18 protein-coding genes and 1 riboswitch are annotated in these 23,351 nt (G+C 72.1%); of the genes, 9 read left to right on the forward strand and 9 right to left on the reverse strand.

Annotated elements, in window-relative coordinates:
- Positions 1-25 precede the first annotated feature (25 nt).
- Positions 26-841 (forward strand): hypothetical protein, encoded by an 816-nt coding sequence (locus AB3M90_RS02145; protein ID WP_412949657.1) that lies wholly within the window; start codon positions 26-28, stop codon positions 839-841.
- Between the two features lie 105 nt (positions 842-946).
- Here the strand turns inward: AB3M90_RS02145 and AB3M90_RS02150 are convergent, their stop codons facing one another.
- Complete coding sequence (locus AB3M90_RS02150) at positions 947-1,405, reverse strand: GNAT family N-acetyltransferase (RefSeq protein WP_412949658.1); 459 nt, start codon at positions 1,403-1,405, stop codon at positions 947-949.
- Between the two features lie 118 nt (positions 1,406-1,523).
- On the opposite strand from AB3M90_RS02150, the gene AB3M90_RS02155 reads away from it, so the two are divergent.
- Positions 1,524-3,743, forward strand: coding sequence for an NADP-dependent isocitrate dehydrogenase (locus AB3M90_RS02155; RefSeq protein WP_412949659.1), 2,220 nt, complete (start codon positions 1,524-1,526; stop codon positions 3,741-3,743).
- 89 nt (positions 3,744-3,832) lie between these two features.
- Here AB3M90_RS02155 and AB3M90_RS02160 read toward each other — a convergent pair whose 3' ends face one another.
- Entirely contained in the window at positions 3,833-5,332 is a 1,500-nt protein-coding gene (locus tag AB3M90_RS02160) for a L,D-transpeptidase (protein ID WP_412949660.1), read from the reverse strand.
- A 106-nt stretch (positions 5,333-5,438) separates the two neighbouring features.
- The gene (locus tag AB3M90_RS02165) at positions 5,439-5,843 is read right to left on the reverse strand and encodes a RidA family protein (protein ID WP_412949661.1); all 405 of its coding nucleotides are present in this window, start codon (positions 5,841-5,843) and stop codon (positions 5,439-5,441) included.
- A gap of 25 nt (positions 5,844-5,868) precedes the next feature.
- Here AB3M90_RS02165 and AB3M90_RS02170 point away from each other — a divergent pair, with 25 nt between their 5' ends.
- The 5 genes from AB3M90_RS02170 to nagB all read left to right on the forward strand — a co-directional run bounded on the left by AB3M90_RS02170 (position 5,869) and on the right by nagB (position 13,381).
- Complete coding sequence (locus tag AB3M90_RS02170; RefSeq protein WP_412949662.1) at positions 5,869-7,083, forward strand: alanine racemase; 1,215 nt, start codon at positions 5,869-5,871, stop codon at positions 7,081-7,083.
- Positions 7,074-10,355, forward strand: coding sequence for a family 20 glycosylhydrolase (locus AB3M90_RS02175; protein WP_412949663.1), 3,282 nt, complete (start codon positions 7,074-7,076; stop codon positions 10,353-10,355). Before AB3M90_RS02170 ends, AB3M90_RS02175 begins: the two co-directional genes overlap by 10 nt.
- 63 nt (positions 10,356-10,418) lie before the next feature.
- Entirely contained in the window at positions 10,419-11,606 is a 1,188-nt protein-coding gene (locus tag AB3M90_RS02180) for an ROK family transcriptional regulator (protein WP_412949665.1), read from the forward strand.
- A gap of 37 nt (positions 11,607-11,643) precedes the next feature.
- Positions 11,644-12,609: an ROK family protein gene (locus AB3M90_RS02185; RefSeq protein ID WP_412949666.1), complete on the forward strand. Its 966-nt coding sequence runs from the start codon at positions 11,644-11,646 to the stop codon at positions 12,607-12,609.
- A complete protein-coding gene (gene nagB, locus AB3M90_RS02190) occupies positions 12,602-13,381 on the forward strand; it encodes a glucosamine-6-phosphate deaminase (protein ID WP_412949667.1) in 780 nt (259 codons plus the stop codon). Before AB3M90_RS02185 ends, nagB begins: the two co-directional genes overlap by 8 nt.
- On the opposite strand, the gene AB3M90_RS02195 is transcribed toward nagB, so the two are convergent.
- From AB3M90_RS02195 to AB3M90_RS02220, 6 genes are all read right to left on the reverse strand, one after another.
- Positions 13,378-13,806 (reverse strand): NUDIX hydrolase, encoded by a 429-nt coding sequence (locus tag AB3M90_RS02195; protein ID WP_412949668.1) that lies wholly within the window; start codon positions 13,804-13,806, stop codon positions 13,378-13,380. The genes nagB and AB3M90_RS02195 overlap by 4 nt on opposite strands.
- Positions 13,799-15,163, reverse strand: a complete 1,365-nt coding sequence (locus AB3M90_RS02200; RefSeq protein ID WP_412949669.1) for an FAD-binding oxidoreductase — start codon at positions 15,161-15,163, stop codon at positions 13,799-13,801. The genes AB3M90_RS02195 and AB3M90_RS02200 overlap by 8 nt, the downstream gene beginning before the upstream one ends.
- Positions 15,160-15,531, reverse strand: coding sequence for a YrdB family protein (locus tag AB3M90_RS02205; protein ID WP_412949670.1), 372 nt, complete (start codon positions 15,529-15,531; stop codon positions 15,160-15,162). Before AB3M90_RS02205 ends, AB3M90_RS02200 begins: the two co-directional genes overlap by 4 nt.
- Positions 15,532-15,541: 10 nt before the next feature.
- Complete coding sequence (locus tag AB3M90_RS02210; RefSeq protein WP_412949671.1) at positions 15,542-17,779, reverse strand: sigma-70 family RNA polymerase sigma factor; 2,238 nt, start codon at positions 17,777-17,779, stop codon at positions 15,542-15,544.
- 464 nt (positions 17,780-18,243) lie between these two features.
- Positions 18,244-19,416, reverse strand: coding sequence for an N-acetylglucosamine-6-phosphate deacetylase (nagA, locus tag AB3M90_RS02215; RefSeq protein ID WP_412949672.1), 1,173 nt, complete (start codon positions 19,414-19,416; stop codon positions 18,244-18,246).
- Complete coding sequence (locus tag AB3M90_RS02220; RefSeq protein WP_412949673.1) at positions 19,413-20,924, reverse strand: beta-N-acetylhexosaminidase; 1,512 nt, start codon at positions 20,922-20,924, stop codon at positions 19,413-19,415. Before AB3M90_RS02220 ends, nagA begins: the two co-directional genes overlap by 4 nt.
- Before the next feature lie 52 nt (positions 20,925-20,976).
- A riboswitch (ZMP/ZTP riboswitch) is annotated at positions 20,977-21,061 on the forward strand.
- A 39-nt stretch (positions 21,062-21,100) separates the two neighbouring features.
- On the opposite strand from AB3M90_RS02220, the gene glyA reads away from it, so the two are divergent.
- Positions 21,101-22,375 carry a serine hydroxymethyltransferase gene (gene glyA, locus AB3M90_RS02225; protein ID WP_412949675.1) on the forward strand — a complete coding sequence of 425 codons (1,275 nt, stop codon included), beginning with the start codon at positions 21,101-21,103 and terminating at the stop codon, positions 22,373-22,375.
- Entirely contained in the window at positions 22,372-23,250 is an 879-nt protein-coding gene (locus tag AB3M90_RS02230; RefSeq protein WP_412949676.1) for a bifunctional methylenetetrahydrofolate dehydrogenase/methenyltetrahydrofolate cyclohydrolase, read from the forward strand. Before glyA ends, AB3M90_RS02230 begins: the two co-directional genes overlap by 4 nt.
- Positions 23,251-23,351: the final 101 nt, after the last annotated feature.

The following is a 23,351-nucleotide window of genomic DNA, read 5'->3' on the forward strand; positions in this document are numbered from 1 at the left end:
GCCGGACCCTCGGTACCATCGGAGTATGGACCCGCTGCTGCTCGTCGCCGAGTGGTGGTGGATCGCGCCGGCGGCTGCGGCCGCCGGAACAGTGGGGGTGATCGGCGTGAACAGACGCAGCAGCAGCACCAGCGGACGGCGGCTCGAGTTCGACGCGGCCCGACACGACCTCAGGGTCGCGCAGCAGCTCGCAGTGGAGCGGCGCACGGCGTTGAAGATCGCCCGCGCCGACCTCGCGCGCCTCATGGCCGAGAGAGCGGCGCAGCGCGCCACGGCCGATCAGGTGGCCGGAGCCCGACGGATGCTGCGCGAGAGGGAGCGCGACGCCAAAGCCGCCCAGGCTGACGTGCGCGCTCGCCAGGTGCGGCTGAACGCCGCGCGCGCGGCGATCCCCGCGGCGTCGGCGCCGCGGCCCCTCGATCGTCTGCGCGCCCAGCACGACGCCGTCGTCGCCCGGTGGATGCGGTACGAGACCGACCCGGGCCTGCAGATCGCGTATCCGGCGATGACCGACGTGCGCCGGGCGGAGACCGCCGCCTACCTCCGCGCGGCCGGTCAGGCCACCGACGCCCGCCGCGCCGTCGACGGCCGGGCCACGGCGGCGGAGTACGGCGTCTACCGCGACGCGGTCGCGGAACTGGAGCGCGCGTTCGAGGCGGCGGAGCACGCGGCCAGGGTGCACGCGGGCGAAGTGCCGCCGAGCGGCGCATGGCAGGATGCGGCGCAGGACATGCTCAGCCGTTCGAGCGAGGCGATCGACCGGGCCGCGGCTGCCGCGGCATCGGTGATCTCCGCCTGGACCCAGCGCCGAGGGCAGGGACGGCCGGGAGACCGCGGCTGATCGCCGGACCGCCGCGAGCCGCGTGCTCTGGGAGCGGTCCCGCGGGGAGGATCCAGGGGCGACGGAGTCTCGATGGGGGAGGGGATTCGAGACCCCGCCGCCGGTCTAGGGTGTGATGCGGATCTGGGCGATCACTTCGCCGTACGCCGTCTCGCCCACGGGGGTGAAGCCCACGCGGTGGAAGAAGGTCTCGGGCCCGCCCTCGCCCGCCTCGTAGATCACGTTGACGTGGTCGACGCCGCGGCGGCGAGCCTCGTCGACGAGCGATTCGACCGCGAAGCGTCCGACGCCTCGGCCCTGGTCGTCGGCGTCGACGTTGATGCGCCACAGCACGGATCGGAAATGCTCCTCCGGGGCCTCGTCGTCGAAGTTGGCGCTGACGAAGCCGACGACCTCGTTCCGGTCGAGCACGACGCGCTGCCAGGAGGTCTGCGGATTGACCACGGTGGCCGCGATCCCGTACGACACGGGCGCGAGGAATTGCTCCTGCCCGGGCTTGAGCGACAGGTTGTTCACGGCGACGATCGTCGCAGCGGAGAGTTCGACCACGCGCAGTTCGGACATGACCCCAGGCTAACCCCTCGCGGGGAGGAGGCCTACGCATCGGGGGAACATTTCGCCGCCGGGGCCTCGGGTATCTTGGTATCGAGACAAAAAGACCCCGCGAACGGAGAACCTCCTGGTGACCGACGACGCCATCATCTACACCTACACCGACGAGGCGCCGGCCCTCGCCACCGCCTCCTTCCTTCCGATCATCCAGGCCTACACGGGCCAGGCGGGCATCGAGGTCGAGACCCGCGACATCTCGCTCGCCGGCCGCATCCTGGCCGCCTTCCCGCAGAAGCTGACGCCCGAGCAGCAGGTCGGAGACGCGCTCGCCGAGCTCGGCGGCCTGGCCACGCTGCCCGAGGCGAACATCATCAAGCTGCCCAACATCTCGGCATCCATCCCGCAGCTCAAGGGTGCGATCGCCGAGCTGCAGGCGCAGGGCTACGACATCCCCGACTTCCCCGACGAGCCGTCGACGCTGGAGGAGAAGGACGTCCGCGCGCGGTACGACCGCATCAAGGGCTCGGCGGTCAACCCGGTGCTCCGCGAGGGGAACAGCGACCGTCGTGCACCGCTGGCCGTGAAGAACTACGCGAAGAAGCATCCGCACCGCAACAAGGCCTTCGCCGAGGGCTCCAAGACGCGCGTAGCCACCATGGGCCACGACGACTTCAAGAGCAACGAGCGCTCCTGGGTCGCCGCGCACGACGACGTCCTGACCTTCCGCCACACCGCGGAGGACGGCACCGTCACGGTGCTGAAGGAGGGCCTCAAGGTCCTGCCGCGGGAGATCATCGACGCGACCTTCCTCTCGGCGGCCGCGCTCGACGCCTTCCTGGCCGAGACGCTCGAGGCGGCCAAGGCCGACGACGTGCTGTATTCGGTGCACCTCAAGGCCACGATGATGAAGGTCAGCGACCCCATCATCTTCGGCCACGTCGTCAAGGCGTTCTTCGCCGACGTCTTCGATCGGTACGGCGACCGCCTGGCGGAGGCCGGTCTCAACGCGAACGACGGACTCGGGTCGATCCTCGCGGGTCTCGCCGACATCGCCGGCGGCGAGGAGATCGCCGCAGCATTCGAGACGGCGATCTCCGACGGGCCCGGCCTGTCGTACGTGAACTCCGACAAGGGCATCACCAACCTGCACGTGCCCAGCGACGTCATCGTCGACGCGTCGATGCCCGCCCTCGTCCGCAACGGAGGCAAGCTCTGGGGCAAGGACGGCGGCGAGGCCGACACGCTCGCCGTCATCCCCGACTCCTCCTACGCGAGCGTCTATCAGGCCGTGATCGACGACGTGATCGCCAACGGGCCGCTCGACCCGGCGACGATCGGCACCGTGCCGAACGTCGGCCTCATGGCGCAGGCGGCCGAGGAGTACGGCAGCCACGACAAGACCTTCGAGATCGCCGCCCCGGGCACCGTGCAGGTGCTCGACAGCGAGGGCACGGTGCTCATCGAGCACACGGTCGGCAAGGGCGACATCTGGCGGGCCACGCAGACGAAGCACGTCCCCGTGATGGACTGGGTCAAGCTCGCCGTCTCGCGGGCGCGGGCCACCGGAGCGCCCGCGGTGTTCTGGCTCGACGCGAACCGCTCGCACGACGCCCAGATCATCGCCAAGGTGCACCAGGGCCTTGCGACCCTCGACACCACGGGCCTCACGATCACGATCCTCGCCCCCGAGGAGGCCACCCGCTACACCCTGGCGCGCATGCGTCACGGCCTCGACACGATCTCGGTGACGGGCAACGTGCTGCGCGACTACCTGACCGATCTGTTCCCCATCCTCGAGGTGGGCACGAGCGCCAAGATGCTCTCGATCGTGCCGCTGCTGGCCGGTGGGGGCCTGTTCGAGACCGGTGCCGGCGGATCGGCGCCGAAGCACGTGCAGCAGCTCGTCGAGGAGAACTACCTGCGCTGGGATTCGCTCGGCGAGTTCTTCGCGCTCGCCGCATCGCTCGAGCACTTCGCCGATCGCACCGGCAACGAGAAGGCGCGCGTCCTCGCCGAGACGCTGGATGCCGCGACGGGGACGTTCCTCGAGGAGGACCGCTCGCCGGGCCGTGCGCTGGGCACCATCGACAACCGCGGCAGCCACTTCTACCTCGGGCTGTACTGGGCGCAGGAGCTCGCAGCGCAGACGAAGGATGCCGATCTCGCGGCCGCGTTCGCGCCCGTCGCGGCCGAGCTTGCCGAGAAGGAGGAGGCCATCGTCTCCGAGCTCAACGCGGTGCAGGGACAGCCGGTGGAGATCGGCGGGTACTACCGCCCTGACGACGCCCTCGTCGCCACGGTGATGCGTCCGTCGGCCACGCTGAACGGGATCGTCGACGCACTGCGCTGATAGCGGGAACGACGAAGGGGCGGATGCGAGTCGCATCCGCCCCTTCGTCGTTCCTCCACGGGGGAGGAGACGCACGCCGGGTGGTGGCGTCAGTTGTGGACGCTGACCTCGAGGCCGACCGGAGACCAGTCGTAGACGTACTTGGCGAGGTCGATCGGCAGGTTGACGCAGCCGTGGCTCATGCGGTTGCCGTAGTTGTTGTGCCAGTACGTGCCGTGGAAGCCGATGTTGGTCGTGAACCAGGTGATCCACGGCACGTTCTCGGTGCAGTACGGGGCTCCGGGGTAGCAGCCCATGTCCTGCATGCGCGTGTGGGCGAAGACCTTGAAGTTGCCGGTCGGGGTGGGCGTGCCCGGGAGTCCGGTCGAGACGGCCCACGAGTTCACCACCGCGCCGTTCTCGTAGAGGGTCGCGCGCTGCGAGCTCAGGTCGACGTCGATCTTGCGGAACAGGTTGACGGTCTCGAACGGCGTCTCGGTCACGTCGAGGGCGAACACGCCGTCGCCGGCGGCGAGCTGCTCGGCGAAGCGATCGGCGATCCCGGAGGTGTCGCCGACGGTGCGCCCCGTCGCCCCCTCCTGCTCGGCCCGCAGCACGTTGCCCGCGGAGTCGACGATGTTGGTGGCGTTCACCGGGGCGCGATCGACGACCGCGGGGAGGTAGTCCACCGTCGACTGGATCGCCTGGGCGTCGGCCTCGATGCGCAGCTGTCCGTCGTCGTCGACCACGGTGAGCCATGCGGCCGCCACGGCCGGATCGATCGGCACGGTGCGCTCCTCGCCCACGTAGAAGCCGATGGTGGTCAGCATCGAGTTCAGCTCGGCGGTGGTCGCGGCGGCGTCGTCGTCGCTGACGGCGGGCAGGGCTTCCGCCGGGTCGCCCGAGTACTCGAGCGTCTTGTCGCCCTTCGAGAGGGCCTCGACGAAGGCGGCGTTCAGGGCGGTCACGTCGATCCCGGTGCCTGCCACGGACGGCGTGGCGACGTAGGCCGCCGTCGCGGCGTCGAAGGCGACGCCGGCGTCGACCGGGTCTTCGAAGCTGGAGGGGACGGCCGCGCGCAGGGCGTCGGTGGCCTGCGCCTGGTCGAGGGCGATATCGGCGGCGAGCGGCTCGCCCATCCACATGCCCAGGTTCCACATCGGGCGCTCGGCGAACGCCGCGTCGGCAAGGGCGGCGGCGTCGGCCGTCGCACCCAGGTCGGCGCCGGTGAGCACGGCGCCGTCGCCGGCTCCCGTGAGCACGACCTCGGTCTCGGCGATGTGCGCGCTGATGGCCTCGGCGGCCGCACCGGCAGTCATCCATCCGACCGGGATTCCCGCGACGGTGGTGCCCGGAGCGATGAGGATCGCCGATGCCGCGCCCGCGCCGAGGACGACGGCGCCCACGCCCAGGCCGATCCAGAGGCCGAGGCGGCGCTTCTTCGGGGCGGGCTCGATCGGCGCCCAGGCGAGCGGCTGCTCGCCGGACGACGGCGGCTGCGCCTCAGTCGGCATGCTCGTGGGCGCGATCACGGCGGTGGGTGCGTCGGTCTCGCCCTGCGCTCCAGTTGCGGCGCCCGGCACGGAGATCACATCGGTCACGAACTTCACCCCCCGGTTTCTCGTGAGTCCTGTCGATCAATAGTACGGGATGCGAGATATCGGGGAGGTAACGGTCTGCGCGTGCGACACGCCGGGAAGCGCCCGATGTCGCCGATCAGTCGATGACGGCGAGCGCGTCGATCTCGACGAGCATCTCCTCGCGCGGCAGCCCGGTGAAGACCGTGGTCCGCGAGGGGAGCACGCCGCTCGGAGTGTGTGCGGTGACGAAGGCGCCGTAGGCGTCGTTCATGAGGGGGAAGTCCTCGCGGGTGGTCAGGTAGACGCGCAGCATCACCACGTCGTTGAAAGTCGCCCCGGAGGCCTCGACGATGGCCTTCACGTTCTCGAGTGTGCGGGTGGTCTGGGCTGCCACGTCGCCGGGGAACAGGTACTCGTTCGTCGCCGGGTCGACCGGCCCCTGACCGGAGACCTGCACGATCGGCCCCTTGCGCACGCCCTGCGAGAACGTGTGAGCGGGGGCGGGGGCAGCGGTCGTGGTCACTCGGGTCTTCGCGGTCATAGGGCCAGCCTAGTAGCATTGTTAGGTGTCCCTACAAATTCCCGATCCCGTCATCGGCGCCTGGACGAAGGGCTTCCCGGCCCGCGCACACGGACTCCGCCTCTCGGACATCCCCGGGGCCGCACTGCACCTGTCTGATCTCGTCACCCCGGTGATGACCGTGCACGAGGCGTCGCTGACCCACAACGAGGAGACGGTGTTCGCGTGGGCCCGCGAGCGCGGGGTGCTGCTCGCTCCGCACGGCAAGACCACGATGGCCCCGGCCCTCTGGCAGCGGCTTCTCGACGCCGGCGCATGGGGCATCGCGGTGGCGACCCCGTGGCAGGCCGAGGTGGCGGTGGATGCCGGCGTCGACACGGTGCTGATCGCCGACGCCGTCGCCGATCCGTCGGCCGCGCGCCGCCTCGGCGAGCTCCTGTCCGCCGACGCGGATCTGCGGATCCTCTGCTGGGCCGACTCGATCGCCGGCGTCGAGATCCTCGCGGCGGCGCTCGCCGACGCGTCGCGCCCCCTCGACGTCCTGGTCGAGCTCGGGGGAGCACGCGGACGCACCGGTGCACGCACCGTCGGAGAAGGGGAGCGCATCGCGCGCGCGATCACCGCCGCGCCGAACCTGCGCCTGGCCGGAGTCGCCGGATACGAAGGGCCGTTCGGACCCGACCGCAGCGAGGCCTCGATCGCCGCGGTCGACCAGTACCTGGAGACGCTCGTCGACCTCCACCGCAGCCTGGACTACCCGCAGGGCGTCCGCCCGATCCTCACGGCGGGCGGCAGCGCGTTCCCCGACCGGGCGGCCGCGGTGCTGAGCCGTGGCGAGGGCGCCGAGGTGGTGCTGCGCTCCGGGGCGTTCCAGATCCACGACGACGGGTTCTACGCTCGGATGTCGCCTTTCGGTGCCGTGACCGGCACGGCCCCGCTCCGTTCCGCCATGCACGCCTGGTCGCGCGTCGTGTCGCAGCCCGAAGAGGGTCTCGCCCTCCTCGACGCCGGTCGGCGCGACGTGCCGTTCGACCTCGGCCTCCCGGTCCCCCAGTCGATCGAGGGCGAGGTGACCGCGCTGAACGACCAGCACGCGTTCCTGCGTCTCGCCGAGGGTGCCGGCGTCGCCGTCGGCGACGTGGTGCGTCTGGGGCTGTCGCATCCCTGCACCGCCTTCGACAAGTGGCGCGTCGTCGCGGTGATCGACGACCCCGACGCCGAGGACCCGCGCGTGGTCGGAGCGGTGGCGACATGCTTCTGAGCGAGGAGAAGGCCGCGGCCGGCGCCGTGCGGGTCTATCGCGGGGCGACGGTCGTCGACGGCACGGGGGCGCCGCGTCGCACCGCCGACGTCGCCGTGGAAGGCGCCAGGATCGTCGCCGTGCGCGACACCGCCGACCCGGAGGCGTGCGCGATGGAGCTGCCGGACGGCACCGTCGAGGTCGACGCGGCAGGTCTGGTCCTCGCGCCGGGATTCATCGACATGCACGCGCACAGCGACCTCGCGGTGCTCGGCGGTACGTCTCACGACGCCAAGATCCGCCAGGGCGTGACGACCGAGGTGCTCGGACAGGACGGACTCGGCTACGCCCCGCTCGACGACGCGACGGCCGCGATCATCCCCGCGCAGATCGCGGGATGGAACGGGATGCCGGCCGAGGTGCCGTGGCGCACCATGGACGACCTGCTGGCTGCGGTCGACGCCGCGACCGTCGGCAATGCGGCCGTGCTCGTGCCGCAGGGCAACCTGCGGATGATGGTCGTCGGCCATGAGAACCGGCCGGCGACGGTCGGAGAGATCGCCGACATGGCGGCCCTGCTCGGCGCGGCCCTCGACGCCGGAGCCTTCGGGATGTCGAGCGGCCTCACCTACACGCCCGGGATGTACGCCGACGCCGACGAACTCGCCGCCCTCTGTCGCGTCGTCGCCGAACGCGGCGGCTATTGGGCCCCGCACACACGCAGCTACGGGGGCGGAGCCCTCGACGCCTACCGCGAAGCGCTCGACATCGGCCGCCGGACGGGCTGCCCCGTGCACCTCACCCACGCCACGATGAACTTCGCGCCGAATCGCGGTCGCGCCCACGAGCTCCTCGCCCTGGTGGACGCGGCGATCGCCGACGGGGTCGACGTCACCCTCGACACCTACCCCTACCTGCCCGGAGCCACGACGCTCGCCGCGCTGCTGCCGAGCCGGCTCGCCGCCACGGGCGATCTGCTCCACGCCGTCGCGGCCCTCGACGACGAGGGCAGGGAAGCCGTCCGCGTCGAGCTCGAGGAGATCGGCTGCGACGGATTCCACGGCGAGCGGGCCGACTGGTCGCAGATCCAGATCTCCGGCACCGCCGATCCCGCGCTCGGCGACCTCGTCGGCCGCACCATCGCCGAGATCGCCGCCTCCAGCGGGCGACGCGCCGTCGACGTCGTGCTCGACACGATCGTGGCGGATGCCGGAGCCACCGGCATCCTGATGCACATCGGCGACGAGGAGAACGTCCGCACGATCATGCGCCACCCGCGCCACACCGGCGGCAGCGACGGGATCCTCGTCGGGGCGCGCCCGCATCCCCGCGGTCGCGGCACGTTCCCGCGTTATCTCGGCCATTACGTGCGCGACCTCGGCATCCTGACCCTGGAGGAGGCGGTCCGGCACCTGTCGGGAACACCGGCCGCGCGCCTCGGCCTCGATCGCGGCGATGCGCCCCGCGGCGTCATCCGGGAGGGCGCGATCGCCGACCTGGTGCTGTTCGACCCCCGGACCATCGCCGCCGGCGCGACCTTCGATGCGCCGCACGACGCCCCGGTCGGCATCGTGGAGGTGCTGGTCGGCGGGGTTCCCGTCGTCGCGGACGGCGAGCCGACGGGCGTCGCCGCGGGGCGCGCGCTGCGGATGCCGCCGCCCGCGCCTCGCGCGACGGTGCCGCGCATCGAGTCGCGGATCTCGCCCGACGCCGACGGCTTCGTGTGGTCGGACGCGACGCCCGTCGTCGCGGAGCCCGGGCTCGCGGCATCCGTCGCCCGGCTGGGCGGGACGCCGCAGGGCGCGTCCGGACGGGCGGCGATCCGTCTCGTCGTCGACGAGACGATCGCGGCGGGGGTGGGCCCCCGGGTCGCCGAGGAGGCGTTCCGCCTGACGGTCTCGGCCGAGGGCGTCGAGGTGCGGGGCGCGAGCCCCGTCGGCGTCTTCCGCGGCTGCTCGACGTTGCGGCAGCTGCGGGATCCGGATGCCGCGACGGCCCGGATCCCGGCGGGGGTGTGGGAGGGTGCGCCCGCCTACGCCTGGCGCGGACTCATGCTCGACGTCGCACGGCACTTCCGCCCGGTCGACGACGTGCGGCGCCTGATCGATCTCCTCGCCGACCATCAGCTCAACGTCCTGCACCTGCATCTGACCGACGATCAGGGATGGCGGTTCGAGGTGCCGGGCTATCCGCGTCTGACCGAGGTCGGCGCGCGCCGCGAGGCCACGCAGCGCGGTCACGGACCGCTCGCGACGGTCGAGTCCGGCGTGCACGAGGGGCATTACACGACCGATCAGCTGCGAGACCTCGTGACGTATGCGCGCGAGCGCTTCGTGACGCTGGTGCCCGAGGTCGAGCTTCCCGGACACGTGCAGGCGGCCCTCGCGGCCTACCCCGAACTCGGCAACCGCGACGTCGGCGACCCGATCACCGGCCCATGGGAGCGATTCGGGGTCAACCCGCGCACGCTGGCGCCGACCGAGGCGTCGCTCGCCTTCGGCCGCGCCGCCGTCGACGCCCTGTGCGACGTGTTCGATGCGGAGTGGATCGGCATCGGCGGCGACGAGGTGCCGATCACGGAGTGGGAGCAGAGCCCGGCGGCGGCCGCACGCATGCGGGAGCTGGGGCTGGCCGGCCCCCACGACGTGCAGCCGTGGTTCACCGAGCATCTCGTCGAGCACGTGCGCCGTCGCGGTCGCACGGCTCTGGCGTGGGACGAGGTGCTCGAGGGTGACGTGCCCGACGGCGTGCGGGTGCTCGCCTGGCGCGGACCCGTGGCGATGCACGAGGCACTGCGCCGCGGCATCCCGGTCGTCGCCTGCCCCGACCTGTCGGTGTATCTCGACTATCCGCAGTCCGCGTCGACCGACGAGCCGATCCGGGTGGGACCGCCGCTCGACATCGAGCGCGCCTACGACCTGCGGGTGGAGCCGGGGGCGGTCGGCGGCCAGGCCAACGTCTGGACCGAGCATCTGCCGACGCGCGACCGGGTCGACTTCGCGCTCTTCCCGCGCCTGGCGGCGATCGCCGAGCGGCTGTGGCGCGGGGGCGAACCGGAGCCGTTCACCGACTTCGCGCGTCGCCTGCCGACGCACCTGCGGCGCCTGCGCGCCGCGGGGGTGCGGTATCGTCCGCTGGACGGGCCCTCGCCGGATCAGCGTCGTCCCGGCGTTCCGGGCAAGCTCATGACCGTTGAGGCCCGGGAGGCGATCGTCGAGCGCCTCGTGGCCCGTCTCGTCGAGCGCTCGGATCGCCCGGAGCAGCGCATCGAAGATAATGTAACGTTTCGGTAAACCTCTGACGGCACCCGCGGTCAGAGGTTGCACAAATTTTGTTCGTAAGGTCTACTAACAAACATGTCCGTTTCGGATGACCAGCGCGTGACCCCATCGTCGGAGTACGGCGGGGCGAACGCGCATGCCTTCGGCCCCGGGCGCCACCTGCGTTCGCGCGCCAAGGTGCTGCCCGAACACGCTCGCGGGCACAACCGCGCGCTCGTGCTGCAGACGCTGTACCACTCCGGGGCGATGAGCCGCGCCGACCTCTCGCGCGAGACCGGTCTGACCCGGGTCACCATCTCCGATCTCGTCGCGGAGTTCATCGCCGACGGGATCGTCGTCGAGATGGGCGTGCGCGAGGCCGTCGGCCCCGGCAAGCCGCCGATCCTGATCGACATCGACCGCATCGGGCACCAGATCCTCGGGCTCGACCTGTCGGGACCCAGCGCGTTCGAAGGCGCGGTCCTCAGCCTCGACGGCGATGTGCTCGAACGACGCGTGGTGCCCCGGCCCGAATCGGCCGACGGCGATGCGGCCTACGCCGCGACCCTCGCCCTCGCGCGCACCCTGGTCGCGGCCTCGACCCAGCCGCTGCTGGGCGTGGGCATCGGCACCCCCGGCGTCGTGCGTCCCGACGGCTTCGTCCTCAGCTCGCCCAACCTGGGCTGGTCGAACTTCCCCCTCGAGGCCAAGCTCAGCGCCGACCTCGACCTGCCCGTGCTGGCGCGCAACGACGCCAATGCCGCAGTCCTCGCCGAGTACACCTTCGGCGAGGCGAAGGCGGACTTCATGCTCATCAAGCTCGGCCGCGGAGTCGGCGCCGGACTCATCACCGGGAGCCAGCCGCTGGTCGGCAGCCGGTTCGCGGCGGGGGAGATCGGCCACGTCGTCGTCGGAACCGACGGCGGACCGCGCTGCGCCTGCGGCAAGGACGGCTGCCTGGAAGCCTGGTTGAGCGTCAGCCGCATGCGGGCGGCGCTCGACGCGGACCCCGGTGCGCGAGACGAGATCCTCCGCGACTCCGGCACCCGCATGGCCATCGCCATCGCCCCGATCGTCGCAGCGCTCGATCTCTCCGAGGTGGTGCTGTCCGGCCCGGCCGACCTGCTCGACGGCATCCTCATCGAGGCGGCCGTCCAGACTCTGCGCGCTCGCACTCTGGAGGGCGTGTTCGAAGATGTGACGGTGCGGCGCACGACGCAGGACGACATCGTCCTGCGCGGAGCGGCGGTCATGGTCCTCTCCGGGCAGCTGGGCGTGTCGTGACCGGCCGTGTCCTCTCGTTCCGTGCGGACGACGACCGATGACGGCTGCCGAGATCGCCGACCGCTCGGGTCGGCCGATACGCGTGGGCCTCGACGTCGGCGGGACGAAGATCGACGCGGTCGCCGTCGGGCCCTCGGGCGACATCGTCGGACGGCTGCGCCGCTCGACCGGATGGGGTGACGACGCGGTCGTCGAGAGCGTCGTCATGGCCGTCACCGCCCTCGGCGACGAGACCGGCTTCCCGCTGTCCGACGTCGGATCGGTCGGCATCGGCATCCCCGGCCTGGTCGACGTCGCGACCGGCCGGGTCGACCACGCGGTCAACCTCGGCGTCGAGTCGCTCGAACTGGCGGCGAGGGCGGAGCAGCTGCTCGCCGTGCCGTTCCGGGTCGAGAACGACGTGAAGGCCGCCGCCCTCGGTGCCGCCGTGCTCAGCGGGGTCGAGGGGTCGATGGCCTACCTCAATCTCGGCACCGGCGTCGCCGCGGGCATCGTGACGGACGGACGCATCTGGCGCGGCGCGCGAGGGACCGCGGGAGAGGTCGGGCATCTGTCGGTCGACCCCCGCGGCCGTCGGTGCGGGTGCGGCCAGCGCGGCTGCGTCGAGACGTTCTGCGGCGGGGGAGCGCTGGCCAGGGCCTGGGGGCGACCCGGGGCGCTGCCGGTCCGCGACATCGTCGACGCGGCGGACGCGGGCGACCCCGTCGCGATCGGTCTTCGCGACGATCTCCACCGGGGGGCGGCCGCCGCCGTGCGCATCCTCGTACTGTCGGCCGACGTCGAGCGCGTGGTGATCGGGGGCGGCCTCACCGCCCTCGGACCGCGGCTCGAAGACGGCATCCGCAGAGCGCTGCAGGCGGATGCCGAGGAGTCGGCGTTCATGCGCTCCCTGCATCTCGATGAGAGGATCGAGATGCTTCCCGCGGGTTCGCCCGCCGCCGCGTTCGGCGCTGCACTCGTCGGCGCCGCCGTACCGCAGAAGGAGATCGTCCCGCATGGCTGAGGTCGTCATCGTCGAGAGCGCCGCCGCCGCCGGCGCACTGGTCGCCCGCGAGATCGTCGCGCTCATCGATCGTCGCCCCGACGCCGTGCTCGGGCTCGCCACGGGCTCCACGCCGCTGCCGGTCTACCAGGCGCTGCGCGAGCAGCTCGCCGGACACGACGTCTCGCAGGTGCGCGGCTTCGCGCTCGACGAGTACGTGGGCCTCGATCCGGCACACCCCGAGAGCTACCGCTCGGTGATCACCCGCGAGGTGATCGAGCCGTTGGGACTCGACCCGGAGCGCATCCATGTGCCCAACGGCGCCGAAGCCACGATCCAGCGCGCCGGTGAGGACTACGAGGAGGCGATCGACGCCGCGGGCGGCGTCGACCTGCAGATCCTGGGGATCGGGACCGACGGTCATATCGGCTTCAACGAACCCGGATCGTCGTTCGCCTCGCGAACGCGCGTGAAGACGCTCACGGAGCAGACCCGAGAAGACAACGCGCGCTTCTTCGACTCGGTCGACGACGTGCCCCGCCATTGCATCACCCAGGGTCTCGGCACCATCCTGAGGGCCCGCCATCTCGTGCTGCTCGCGTTCGGCGCGGGCAAATCCCAGGCCGTGGCCGATGCGGTCGAGGGTCCGCTCTCGGCGTTCCTCCCGGGATCCGCCATCCAGCTGCATCCGCACGCGACCGTCGTCGTCGACGAGGCCGCGGCCGCGCGACTCCGTCTCGCCGACTACTACCGCTACACCTACGCCAACAAGCCGGCCTGGCAGGGCATCTAGTCCGCGGGAGCGCCCGTCCCCGCCGTCGGCGACGACCACGCGATCGGCAGCAGGTGCTCCGTGCTGAGCGGAGCCAGCGGCAGCGTCGCGAGGTCGGACGGCATGATCCAGCGCAGTTCGGCGATCTCGGCGCGCACCGCGGCGGCCGACGGGTCGACCGTCGCCGCGAACGCCTCGGCGATCACGCGATGACCGGGCTCGTTGGCGGCCTCTGAGACGAACGTGCCGAGGGGGCGCAGGTCGTCGGGCGCGAGCCGCAGTCCCAGCTCTTCGTCGAGTTCACGGATCAGCGTCTGCGCCGCCGATTCGCCCGGCTCGGGCTTGCCGCCCGGTTGCATGAACCGGGTCGTGCCGTGCTTGCGCACCACGAGCACCCGGCCGGCGTCGTCGACGATCACGGCCGCGCTGACATGGATGTCAGGCATCCGGCGCGAACACCTTTCCCGGATTGAGGATGCCCAGGGGGTCGAAGACGGCGGCGATCTGCCGCTGCAGCTGCCACTGATCGTCTCCGAGCTCGTCGGCGAGCCACCGGCGCTTGAGCACGCCGATGCCGTGTTCGCCGGTCAGCGTGCCCCCGAGGGCGATGGCCGCGCGGAAGAGCTCGTCGGCGGCGGCCCAGACCTGCGCCGGGGCCTCCTCGCCCTCGAAGATGAAGTTCGGATGCAGGTTGCCGTCGCCGGCGTGCGCGACGGTGGGGATGGTCAGGCCGAAGGCGCGTTCGATGCGCGCGATCTCGTCGAACATCGCGGGCATCGCGCTGCGCGGCACGGAGACGTCTTCGATGAGCGTGGTGCCGAGGGCGGCCATCGCGGGGTGCATCGAGCGGCGGATGGCCAGCAGGCGCTCGCCCTCCTCACGGTCATGCGAGACCGCGGTGACTCCGCCGTGCTCACGGAGGATCGCGGCGATCACGTCGGCCTCGGTCGCCGCCGCCGGGCCGTCGGTCTGGATCGTGAGCTGCGCGGTCCCGGCCGTGGGAGCGGGCAGGCCGAGCAGGCGGTGGACGGCGGCGAGGCTCGCGGCATCCATCAGCTCCATGATCGCCGGCTGTACGCCGGCGGCGGTGACGGCAGCGGATGCCGCGGCTGCCGCCCGCACGCCGGAGAAGGTCGCCGCCAGCGTGCACACGTCGCCGGGAACGAGTCGGCGCAGCTTGAGGGTGGCGCCGACGACGACGCCCAGGGTGCCCTCGGAGCCGATGACCAGTGAGGTGAGATCGAGGCCGGTCACACCCTTGACGCTCCGGTGGCCGAGGTGCAGCAGGCGTCCGTCGGCGAGCACCAGGTCGAGTCCGAGCACGGCGTCGCGCACAACACCGTACTTGGCGCAGAGCAGCCCGCCCGCGCCGGTGGCGATGTTGCCGCCCACGGTGGAGATGTCTCGGCTGGCAGGATCCGGGGCCCACCACACGCCGTGAGGGGCGAGTCGGGCGTTGAGGTCGGCGTTGAGGATGCCGGGTTCGACGACCGCCAGCAGATCGTCGGGCCGTACCTCGTGGATCGCGGTCATGCGCCGGGTCGAGAGGACGATCTCGCCCTCGCCGGCGTTGGCGGCCCCCGCGAGTCCGGTGCCGGCGCCGCGGATGACGACCGGCGTGCGCGTCGCAGTGGCGACGCGCATGGTCTGCTGCACGTGCTCGACGGTCGACGCGTGCACGACGGCGAGCGGACGCCCGGCGGCGGCGTGGCCGGACCGGTCGGCGCGAGCCTCGTCGAGAACGGCAGCGCTCACATCGACGATGCTGCCGAGCGCCTCGCGCAGCTGGTGGACGACGCTCACGACAGCGCGCGGCGGCCGCTCAGGACGCCCGTCACCACGGCGACCAGCGCGAACGCGGTGCCGATGAGCGCTTGGCCCATCGACCACCATGCGATGGTGACGCCGACGTAGATGAGGAGCTCCACCGCTGCGCGCAGGAAGGGGTGCACGCGCAGGACCGGGCGCGGCGACAGGAACAGGGCCCAGACGAGCAGGAGGACGACCGGGGCGCCGATGCCGGCGACGATGTTCCAGGGGAACGGCCAGCCGGCGAATCCCCACAGGGCGAGGGACGCCACGGCGGCGATGAGCACGATCACGCGCACGACGTCGAGAGCGGTGACGATCGGACGATCGACGCCGGGAACGGGAGCGGGATCCTGGGGCATGGATCTCAGTCTATTCGGCGGGCGCGGAGCCCTCGGGTGCGGCGGATGCGGCCGGCTCGGGCTGGGCCGGTGCGGGCTGGGGCTCGGGCTGGGCCGGTGCGGGCTCGACGGGCGCGGGGTCGGCCGGTGCGGGCTCGACGGGTGCGGCTGCGGGCTCGACGGGTGCGGCTGCGGGCTCGACGGGTGCGGGCGCGGGCTCGGCAGGCGCGGGCTCGGCAGGCGCGGGCTCGAGGTCCGCCGGCTCGGCGGGCGCCGGCGCCGACGCGGGCGCGATCTCGTCGGTCGCCTCGGGAGCGTCGAGGATGGGCACGACGATCGCCCCGGGCTCGAGGGCGAGGAGCGTCGTGTCGGCGGTCGGGCCGGGCTCGCCGTCGATGACGTAGCGGAAGGTGACGGTCGTGCCGGCGGGATCCAGGAACTGCCAGAAGTCGGGCCGCAGATCGATGACGCCGACTCCGGAGGCGTCGAGCACGATGCTGTCGCCTCCGCCGCGGCTGCCGTCGAGCAGCGCCTCGACCGTGGTGCCGGGAGCCCCCGAGAGGGGCACGCTGTAGTGCACCCGCAGTGCGGCGTCGAACCAGACCGTCGCCGTGCTCCACGACGGAGCCGTCGCGGGCACCGCCGGCTCGGTCGGATCGGTCGACTCGTCGGGGTCGGTCGTGTCGTCGGGGTCCGTCGTGTCGTCCGGGTCCGTCGGCTCGTCCGGATCGGTGGGCTCGTCGGGGTCGGTCGGCTGGTCCGGATCCGTGGGTTCGGTCGGGTCGGTGGGCTCGTCCGGGTCGGTCGGCTGGCCGGGATCGGTGGGCTCGTCCGGATCCGTGGGCTCGGTCGGGTCGGTCGGCTCCACCGGGGGCTCGGGCTCGGACGGGCCTCCCACCACCGGGGGCTCCGGAGCATCGGTCTCGCCGTCGGGCACCGACGGGGGCGCGATCACCGGACCGGCCAGCTCGCCCTCGGGAGGCGCCGTCGTCTCGGGTGCCGTGGTCTCCGGCCCCGTCGCCTCGTCGGCCGGCGGGGCGGGCGACTCGTCGGGCTCGCGGTCGGGTCTGCTCGTCACCGTCGGGAGTTCGGCGTCCATCGAGGCGTCGGGACCGACGTCGGAGGAGATCGACGACGAATCGGCATCGCCCGCCGCGGGCAGGGAGGTGGCGGGGTCGGCCCCCGCGAGACCGGGGATGATGGTCGCGGCCGCGACGACGCCGGCGACCACGAGGGCGGCCGATCCGGCGCCGACGAGCGCACCGATGCCGGTGAGGGCACCGCCCGCGGCCCCGGCTCCCGTGCCGCCTGCGACCCCCGCTCCCGCGCCGCCGGCCGAGCCTGCGGCCGACCCTCCGGTGCCCGAGCCCGCCGTCCCGGCGGCCAGCGCGCCGGAGCCCGGGTCGACGGTGACGCCGCCCGCGACGCTCGAGGGCATCGCGGCGAGCGCGACGACCGGCGCTCCGGCGCCCTGCAGCGTCGCCAGGTATCCCGCGGCACCGGTGACCCCGAGCACCAGGGGGAGCAGCACGAGCGCGAGTCGCTGCGACACGTCCTTCGCCTCGGCCGCGACGATCATGCAGCGCGCGCACTGATCCACGTGGAGTTCGAGGCGCTTGTGATCGCGCGTTCCGAGGTTGCCCCGCGAGTAGGCGCCGAGGTGCTCGATCGTCCACCGGCAATCGGAGCCGGCCGCGGCGCTGCGCAGATGCGCCTGGATCCACGCCTCGCGCAGCCCCTCCCTGGCTCGGAAGGCGAGCTGCGAGACCGCGCCGGCCTTCATGCCCAGAAGGGGGGCGACCTCCTGCGGCTTCATCTGCTCGATCTCGGTGTACCAGAGCACCTCCTGCCAGCGTGACGGGAGGCTGCGGAACGCCTGCGTGGTCAGGCTGCGGTCGAGCGCGTCGTTCGCCGCCTGCTCGGTGCTGTCGGGGTGAGCGACGGCGTCGAGTTCGTCGATGGCGGTCTCGCGGCGCGAGCGCCCCCACGCGGCCGCGGTGTTGCGGATGCTCGTGAAGAGGTAGGCGCGGAACGAGCCGTTGGGCCCGCCGCCCTTGAGGATCGCCTGGTAGATGCGGGTGTACGACTCCTGCACCAGGTCGTCGGGGTCGATGGAGGAGGTGATCGACCGCGCGACGGAGAGGCCCGACGGGTAGTGCCGTCGCCACAGTTCGCCGAACGCCTCCGTGTCACCCGACCGGGTGCGGAGGATCAGGTCGGCGTCGGCGACCGGCTCGTCGTTGCGTGGCTCGTTCTTCTGCACTGTCATCCATCGGTCCTCGGGCGCGGCGGCGCCTCCACAGGAAGAGACGCGCGAGAGGGCCTCTCATCACGCGTCTTCTCCATTCTCTCCCGATTTCGCTCGGGGGGCCAGTCCTCCCACAGAACTCCCGCCATCGGGATGCCGAGCGAAGAAGACCCGATCAATGGGTCTTTCTCGGAGTCGGGCGCCGAGCAGTCCGAAAATTTCCGGAAAGTCGCGTAATGAACGGCGACCTGCGTCGTCTCATCCCGTAGAGACAGCCATGGTGAACCCCTCCGGGGGGCGGGGTTCCGGCGCCGGTGCGAGGGGTATCTGCACCGGTCGGGCGCGTCGGGAGCCTCGGGGGAGGAGTTCCCGGCCGCCCGCTCTGAGGGGGAGCGAGGCCGCTGATCTGGGGACCGGCGGCCTCCCACCCTCCACAGGATGATCGGAGAGCGCAGTGCTGCGCGTCGCGCGCGCTGTGCTGCTCGCTAGACGAGCGGCCTCGGCCCCACCCAGACGCGCGCGACGCGCAGTTCCGCATCGAGGAGGACCGCGTCGCCCGTCATCCCCGGCTGCAGGCCGCCGAGCACGGCGCCGAACCCGATCGCCCGTGCCGGGGTTTCGGTCAGCGCGCGCACCGCCTCCGGCAGCGTCACCCCGGCGCGCACCGCCCGCCGCAGCGCCGAGTCCTGCGTGAGCGTCGAGCCGGCGATCGATCCGGTGTCGTCGGCGCGTGCCACGCCGTTCTCGACGGTGACGCTCACGGCGCCCAGGTCGTAATGCCCGTCGGCGCTGCCGGCCGCCGCCATGGCATCGGTGATGAGCGCGACGCGGCCGGGCGCCGCGTCGAAGACGAGCTTCACCACTCTCGGGTCGAGGTGAACGTCGTCGGCGATCGCCTCGAGCACGACGCGGTGGTCGGCCGCGGCGGCGAGCACGGGGCCGGGGGCGCGGTGGTGGATGCCGGGCATCGCGTTGAACGCATGCGTGAGGAGCGTCGCGCCAGCCTCGAACGCCGCGACCGCCATGGCCGCGTCGGCATCGGTGTGGCCGACGGCTGCGGCGGCGCCGGCCGCGACGATCCGCCGGATCGCGTCGAGCCCCCCGGGCAGCTCGGGGGCGACGGTCACCTGCCGGATGGTGCCGCGCCCGGCGTCGAGCAGCCGATCGATGTCGCCGGCCACGGGAGGGCGCAGCAGCGACGGCTCGTGCGCGCCGTGATGCCCCGGGTCGAGGAACGGCCCCTCCAGGTGCGAGCCGAGGATGTCGGCATCCGTCTCCATCAGGTCGGCGACGGCGCCGGCGCTGCGGGCGAGCTCGTCGAGCGGGGCGGTGACGAGGGAGACGACCGCACGGGTCGTGCCGTGCGCGCGATGCAGAGCGCGGCCGGTCCGGATCGCCTCGGCTCCGTCGTCGTAGGCGGCGCCCGCGCCGCCGTGACCGTGGATGTCGATGAAGCCCGGCGTCAGCACGGCGCCGGGTCCGGCGACGGCGGCGGCATCGACCACCTCGTCGGCCGGCTCCCAGTCGCCGCCCGTGCCGCGGGCCGCGACCCGCCCGTCGACGATGCGCACCCAGCCGTCGTCGACGACGCGTCCTCCGTCGACGACGCGGGCGGAGTGGACGACCAGCGAACCGGTCGCGGAGGAGAGGATGCTCACCGGTCGCTCCAGGGGATCTCGTCTGCGGGGTGGAATTCCACCCCCTCAGCCTTCCACAGCGGCGCCTGCGCGCCGAGCCGCACGCGGAACGACTCCCAGTTCCGCTCCGGCGCCTCCTGCGGCGACCAGCCCACCTCGGCATGCGCGGCGGCACGGGGGAAGACGAGCTGTTCCACCTCGCCGAGGGTGCGAGTCGTCTCGGACCACAGCGGCGCCTCGATGCCGAGGATGGCGGCATCCGGCACGGCCAGCACGGCGGTCGGCTCCCACTCGTACGCCGTGCGCACGTCGATCACGGCCGCCCACGTCAGGCCGAGCGGGTAGTCCTCGGTGTACTTCATGTCGAGATAGGCGGCATCGGCCGCCGACATGATCAGCGCCCCGCCGCGCTCGACGAAGTGTGCGGCCTCGGCGGTGTGCGAGCCCCGCGGCACCTTCATGCCCCAGTACTGCCCGACGGTCCCCTCGGCGATGCCGTCCGCCGAGCCCATCTCGTGCCAGGCGACGGGCGTCTTGCCCTCCTCGATCACGATGGCCGTGGCTCGCTCGGCGAACAGGTCGAAGTCGTCCTTCGGGGTGCCCAGCGACTCGTCGCCGCCGATGTGGATGTACGGCCCGGGGGTGAGCTCGGCGATCTCGCGCACGACGTCGCGCACGAACTCGTACGTGCGCTCCTCGTGGATGCGCACGCTCGAATGGCCGACCCCCCACCCGGTGTAGGTCCGGCCGTGCACGGGAAGCGCCTGGCCGAGCCGCTCCGACTCGGCCGCGAGCCCCTCGCTGATCACCGGGGCCTCGACCAGCTCGGGATAGGCGACCCCGATCGCGTGCGTGTGGCCCGGGAGGTCGATCTCGGGGATCACGACCATGTGGCGGGATGCCGCGTGCGCGACGATCTCGCGATAGTCGTCCTTCGTGTAGAAGCCGCCAGGGTGCCCGTCGACCGACGTCGCCGACGAGAGCTCGGTGAGCTTGGGCCAGGCGTCGATGTGGATGCGCCAGCCCTGGTCGTCGCTGAGATGCAGGTGCAGGTGGTTGAACTTGAGGGCGCTGGTGCTGTCGATGAACGACTTCACCTCGTCGACGTCGAAGAAGTGGCGTGCGACGTCGAGCATGACACCGCGCCGGCCGAAGCGCGGCTGGTCGGCGACCTCCGCCCGGAGGAAGCCCCAGCCGCCGTCGTCCTCGCGGAGCAGCTGCAGCAGCGTCTGCACGCCGTAGAAGAGTCCGGCGTCGTCGGCCCCGACGATCTCGACGTCGTCGGCGACCGTCAGCGCGTACCCCTCGGCGGCCGAGATCGCCGGATCGACGCGCAGCCGGATCTCGGCTTCGCCGCCCTCTGCGGCGGACAGGCGGATGCCGGAGCGACGCTCCACCGCCGAGGCCAGCTGGTCGGCGGCGACGGACGGGCCGGAGACGCGCATCGTCGCGGTGAGGGGCAGTCGGCCGTCGCCGGCGACGACCGAAACGGGGGCGGGGACGAGCGGGAGGGGAAGTGGTAGGACCATGAACAAAACCTACCCCGCGCTCGGCGTGGAGCCCAGAGGGAATCCGCTATGCTCGAACGGTCGCGACTGGCGTCTGGGTGGGTCACCACCGGGGAGCGACCGACCACGGAATTCGACCGCGCGCCTGGGCCGATGAGAGAACCCCTTCGAATCCGTCGTCAGAGGAGCCCGTCACCATGACCGACCGTTACTTCAACGCCCCGCTCGCCGAGGTCGATCCCGAGATCGCCCAGGTCCTCGACCGGGAGCTCGCGCGCCAGCAGACGTTCCTCGAGATGATCGCATCCGAGAACTTCGTCCCCGTCTCGGTACTGCAGTCCCAGGGCTCGGTGCTCACGAACAAGTATGCCGAGGGCTACCCGGGCCGCCGCTACTACGGCGGCTGCGAAGAGGTCGACGTCGCGGAGTCGCTGGCGATCGAACGCGCGAAGAGCCTGTTCGGCGCCGAGTTCGCCAACGTGCAGCCCCACTCCGGCGCCTCGGCGAACGCCGCCGTGCTGCACGCGATCGCCCGCCCGGGCGACACGCTCCTCGGTCTGTCGCTCGACCACGGCGGCCACCTCACGCACGGCATGAAGATCAACTTCTCCGGCCGCCTCTACGACATCGTCGCCTACGGCGTGAACCCCGAGACGTCGACCATCGACATGGACGAGGTGCGTCGGCTCGCCCTCGAGCACAAGCCCAAGGTCATCATCGCCGGGTGGTCGGCCTACCCGCGCACGCTCGACTTCGCTGCCTTCCGGGCGATCGCCGACGAGGTCGGCGCCCTGCTCTGGGTCGACATGGCGCACTTCGCCGGGCTCGTGGCGGCAGGCCTCCATCCCAACCCCGTGCCCCACGCGCACGTGGTCTCGTCGACCGTGCACAAGACGATCGGCGGTCCGCGCTCGGGCTTCATCCTCACCAACGACGCCGACATCGCCAAGAAGATCAATTCGGCCGTCTTCCCGGGCCAGCAGGGCGGTCCGCTCATGCACGTGATCGCGGCCAAGGCGACGGCGTTCAAGCTCGCCGCCACGCCGGAGTTCGCGGAGCGCCAGGAGCGCACCGTCCGCGGTGCGGCCCTCATCGCCGAGCGTCTCACGCAGCAGGATGTGAAGGATGCCGGGATCGGCGTGCGTTCGGGCGGCACCGACGTGCACCTCGTGCTCGTCGATCTGCGCGACGCCGAGATCGACGGCAAGCAGGCCGAGGACCTGCTGCACGACATCCACATCACGGTCAACCGCAACGCGGTGCCGAACGACCCGCGTCCGCCGATGGTCACCTCCGGCCTGCGGATCGGCACGCCCGCCCTCGCGACCCGAGGCTTCGGCGACGCCGAGTTCACCGAGGTCGCCGACATCATCGCGCTCGCGCTGCAGCCGGGTGCGGACGTCGAGGCCCTTCGTGCGCGGGTCGACGCGCTCGCCGCGGCCTTCCCGCTCTACCCGGACCTGCAGCAGTGACCGCGGCGATCCTCGACGGCAAGGCGACATCGGCCGCGATCAAGGCCGAACTGGCCGAGCGGGTCGCCGCGCTGAAGGAGAGGGGCATCGTCCCCGGCATCGCCACGGTGCTGGTGGGCGCCGACCCGGCATCGCAGCTGTACGTCGGGATGAAGCACCGGCAGTCCGAGGCCATCGGCATGAACTCGATCCAGCGCGAGCTGCCGGCCGACGCGACGCAGGCCGACGTCGAGGCGCTGATCGACGAGCTCAACGCCGATGACAGCTGCCACGGCTACATCGTCCAGTTGCCGCTGCCGAAGCACATCGACACCGACGCGATCCTCGAGCGCATCGATCCGGCGAAGGATGCCGACGGGCTGCACCCGACGAACCTCGGCCGGCTCGTGCTCAACGTCAACAGCCCGATCCACACCCCGCTTCCGTGCACGCCGCGCGGCGTCATCGAGCTGCTGCTGCGCAACGGGTACGACCTGCAGGGCAAGCACGTGGTCGTCGTCGGCCGCGGCGTGACGATCGGTCGCTCGATCGGCCTGCTGCTCACGCGGCGCGACCTCAACGCGACCGTCACGCTCACCCACACGGGCACGGTCGACATGCCGCGCTACCTGCGCGAGGCCGACGTGATCGTGGCCGCGGCGGGGGTGAAGCACCTGATCCGTGCCGAAGACGTCAAGCCGGGAGCAGCCGTGCTCGACGTGGGCGTCACGCGCGAGAGCGATCCCGAGACGGGGAAGAGCCTCGTCTTCGGCGACGTGCATCCCGACGTGGCCGAGGTCGCGGGCTTCGTGTCGCCGAACCCCGGCGGTGTCGGACCGATGACCGTCGCCCTGCTCATGACGAATGTGGTCGAGGCGGCCGAGCGGCTCGCCTGACGGCATCCGCTCGTCGCCGTCACCGTCGGAGAACGACGCGAACGTCGCAGGAAATCCGCGGATTCCTGCGACGTTCGGGCTTTTCTGCGACGTACGTGCCG

This window comes from Microbacterium martis, from assembly GCF_047246685.1.
In the GTDB taxonomy this organism is placed as follows: domain Bacteria; phylum Actinomycetota; class Actinomycetes; order Actinomycetales; family Microbacteriaceae; genus Microbacterium.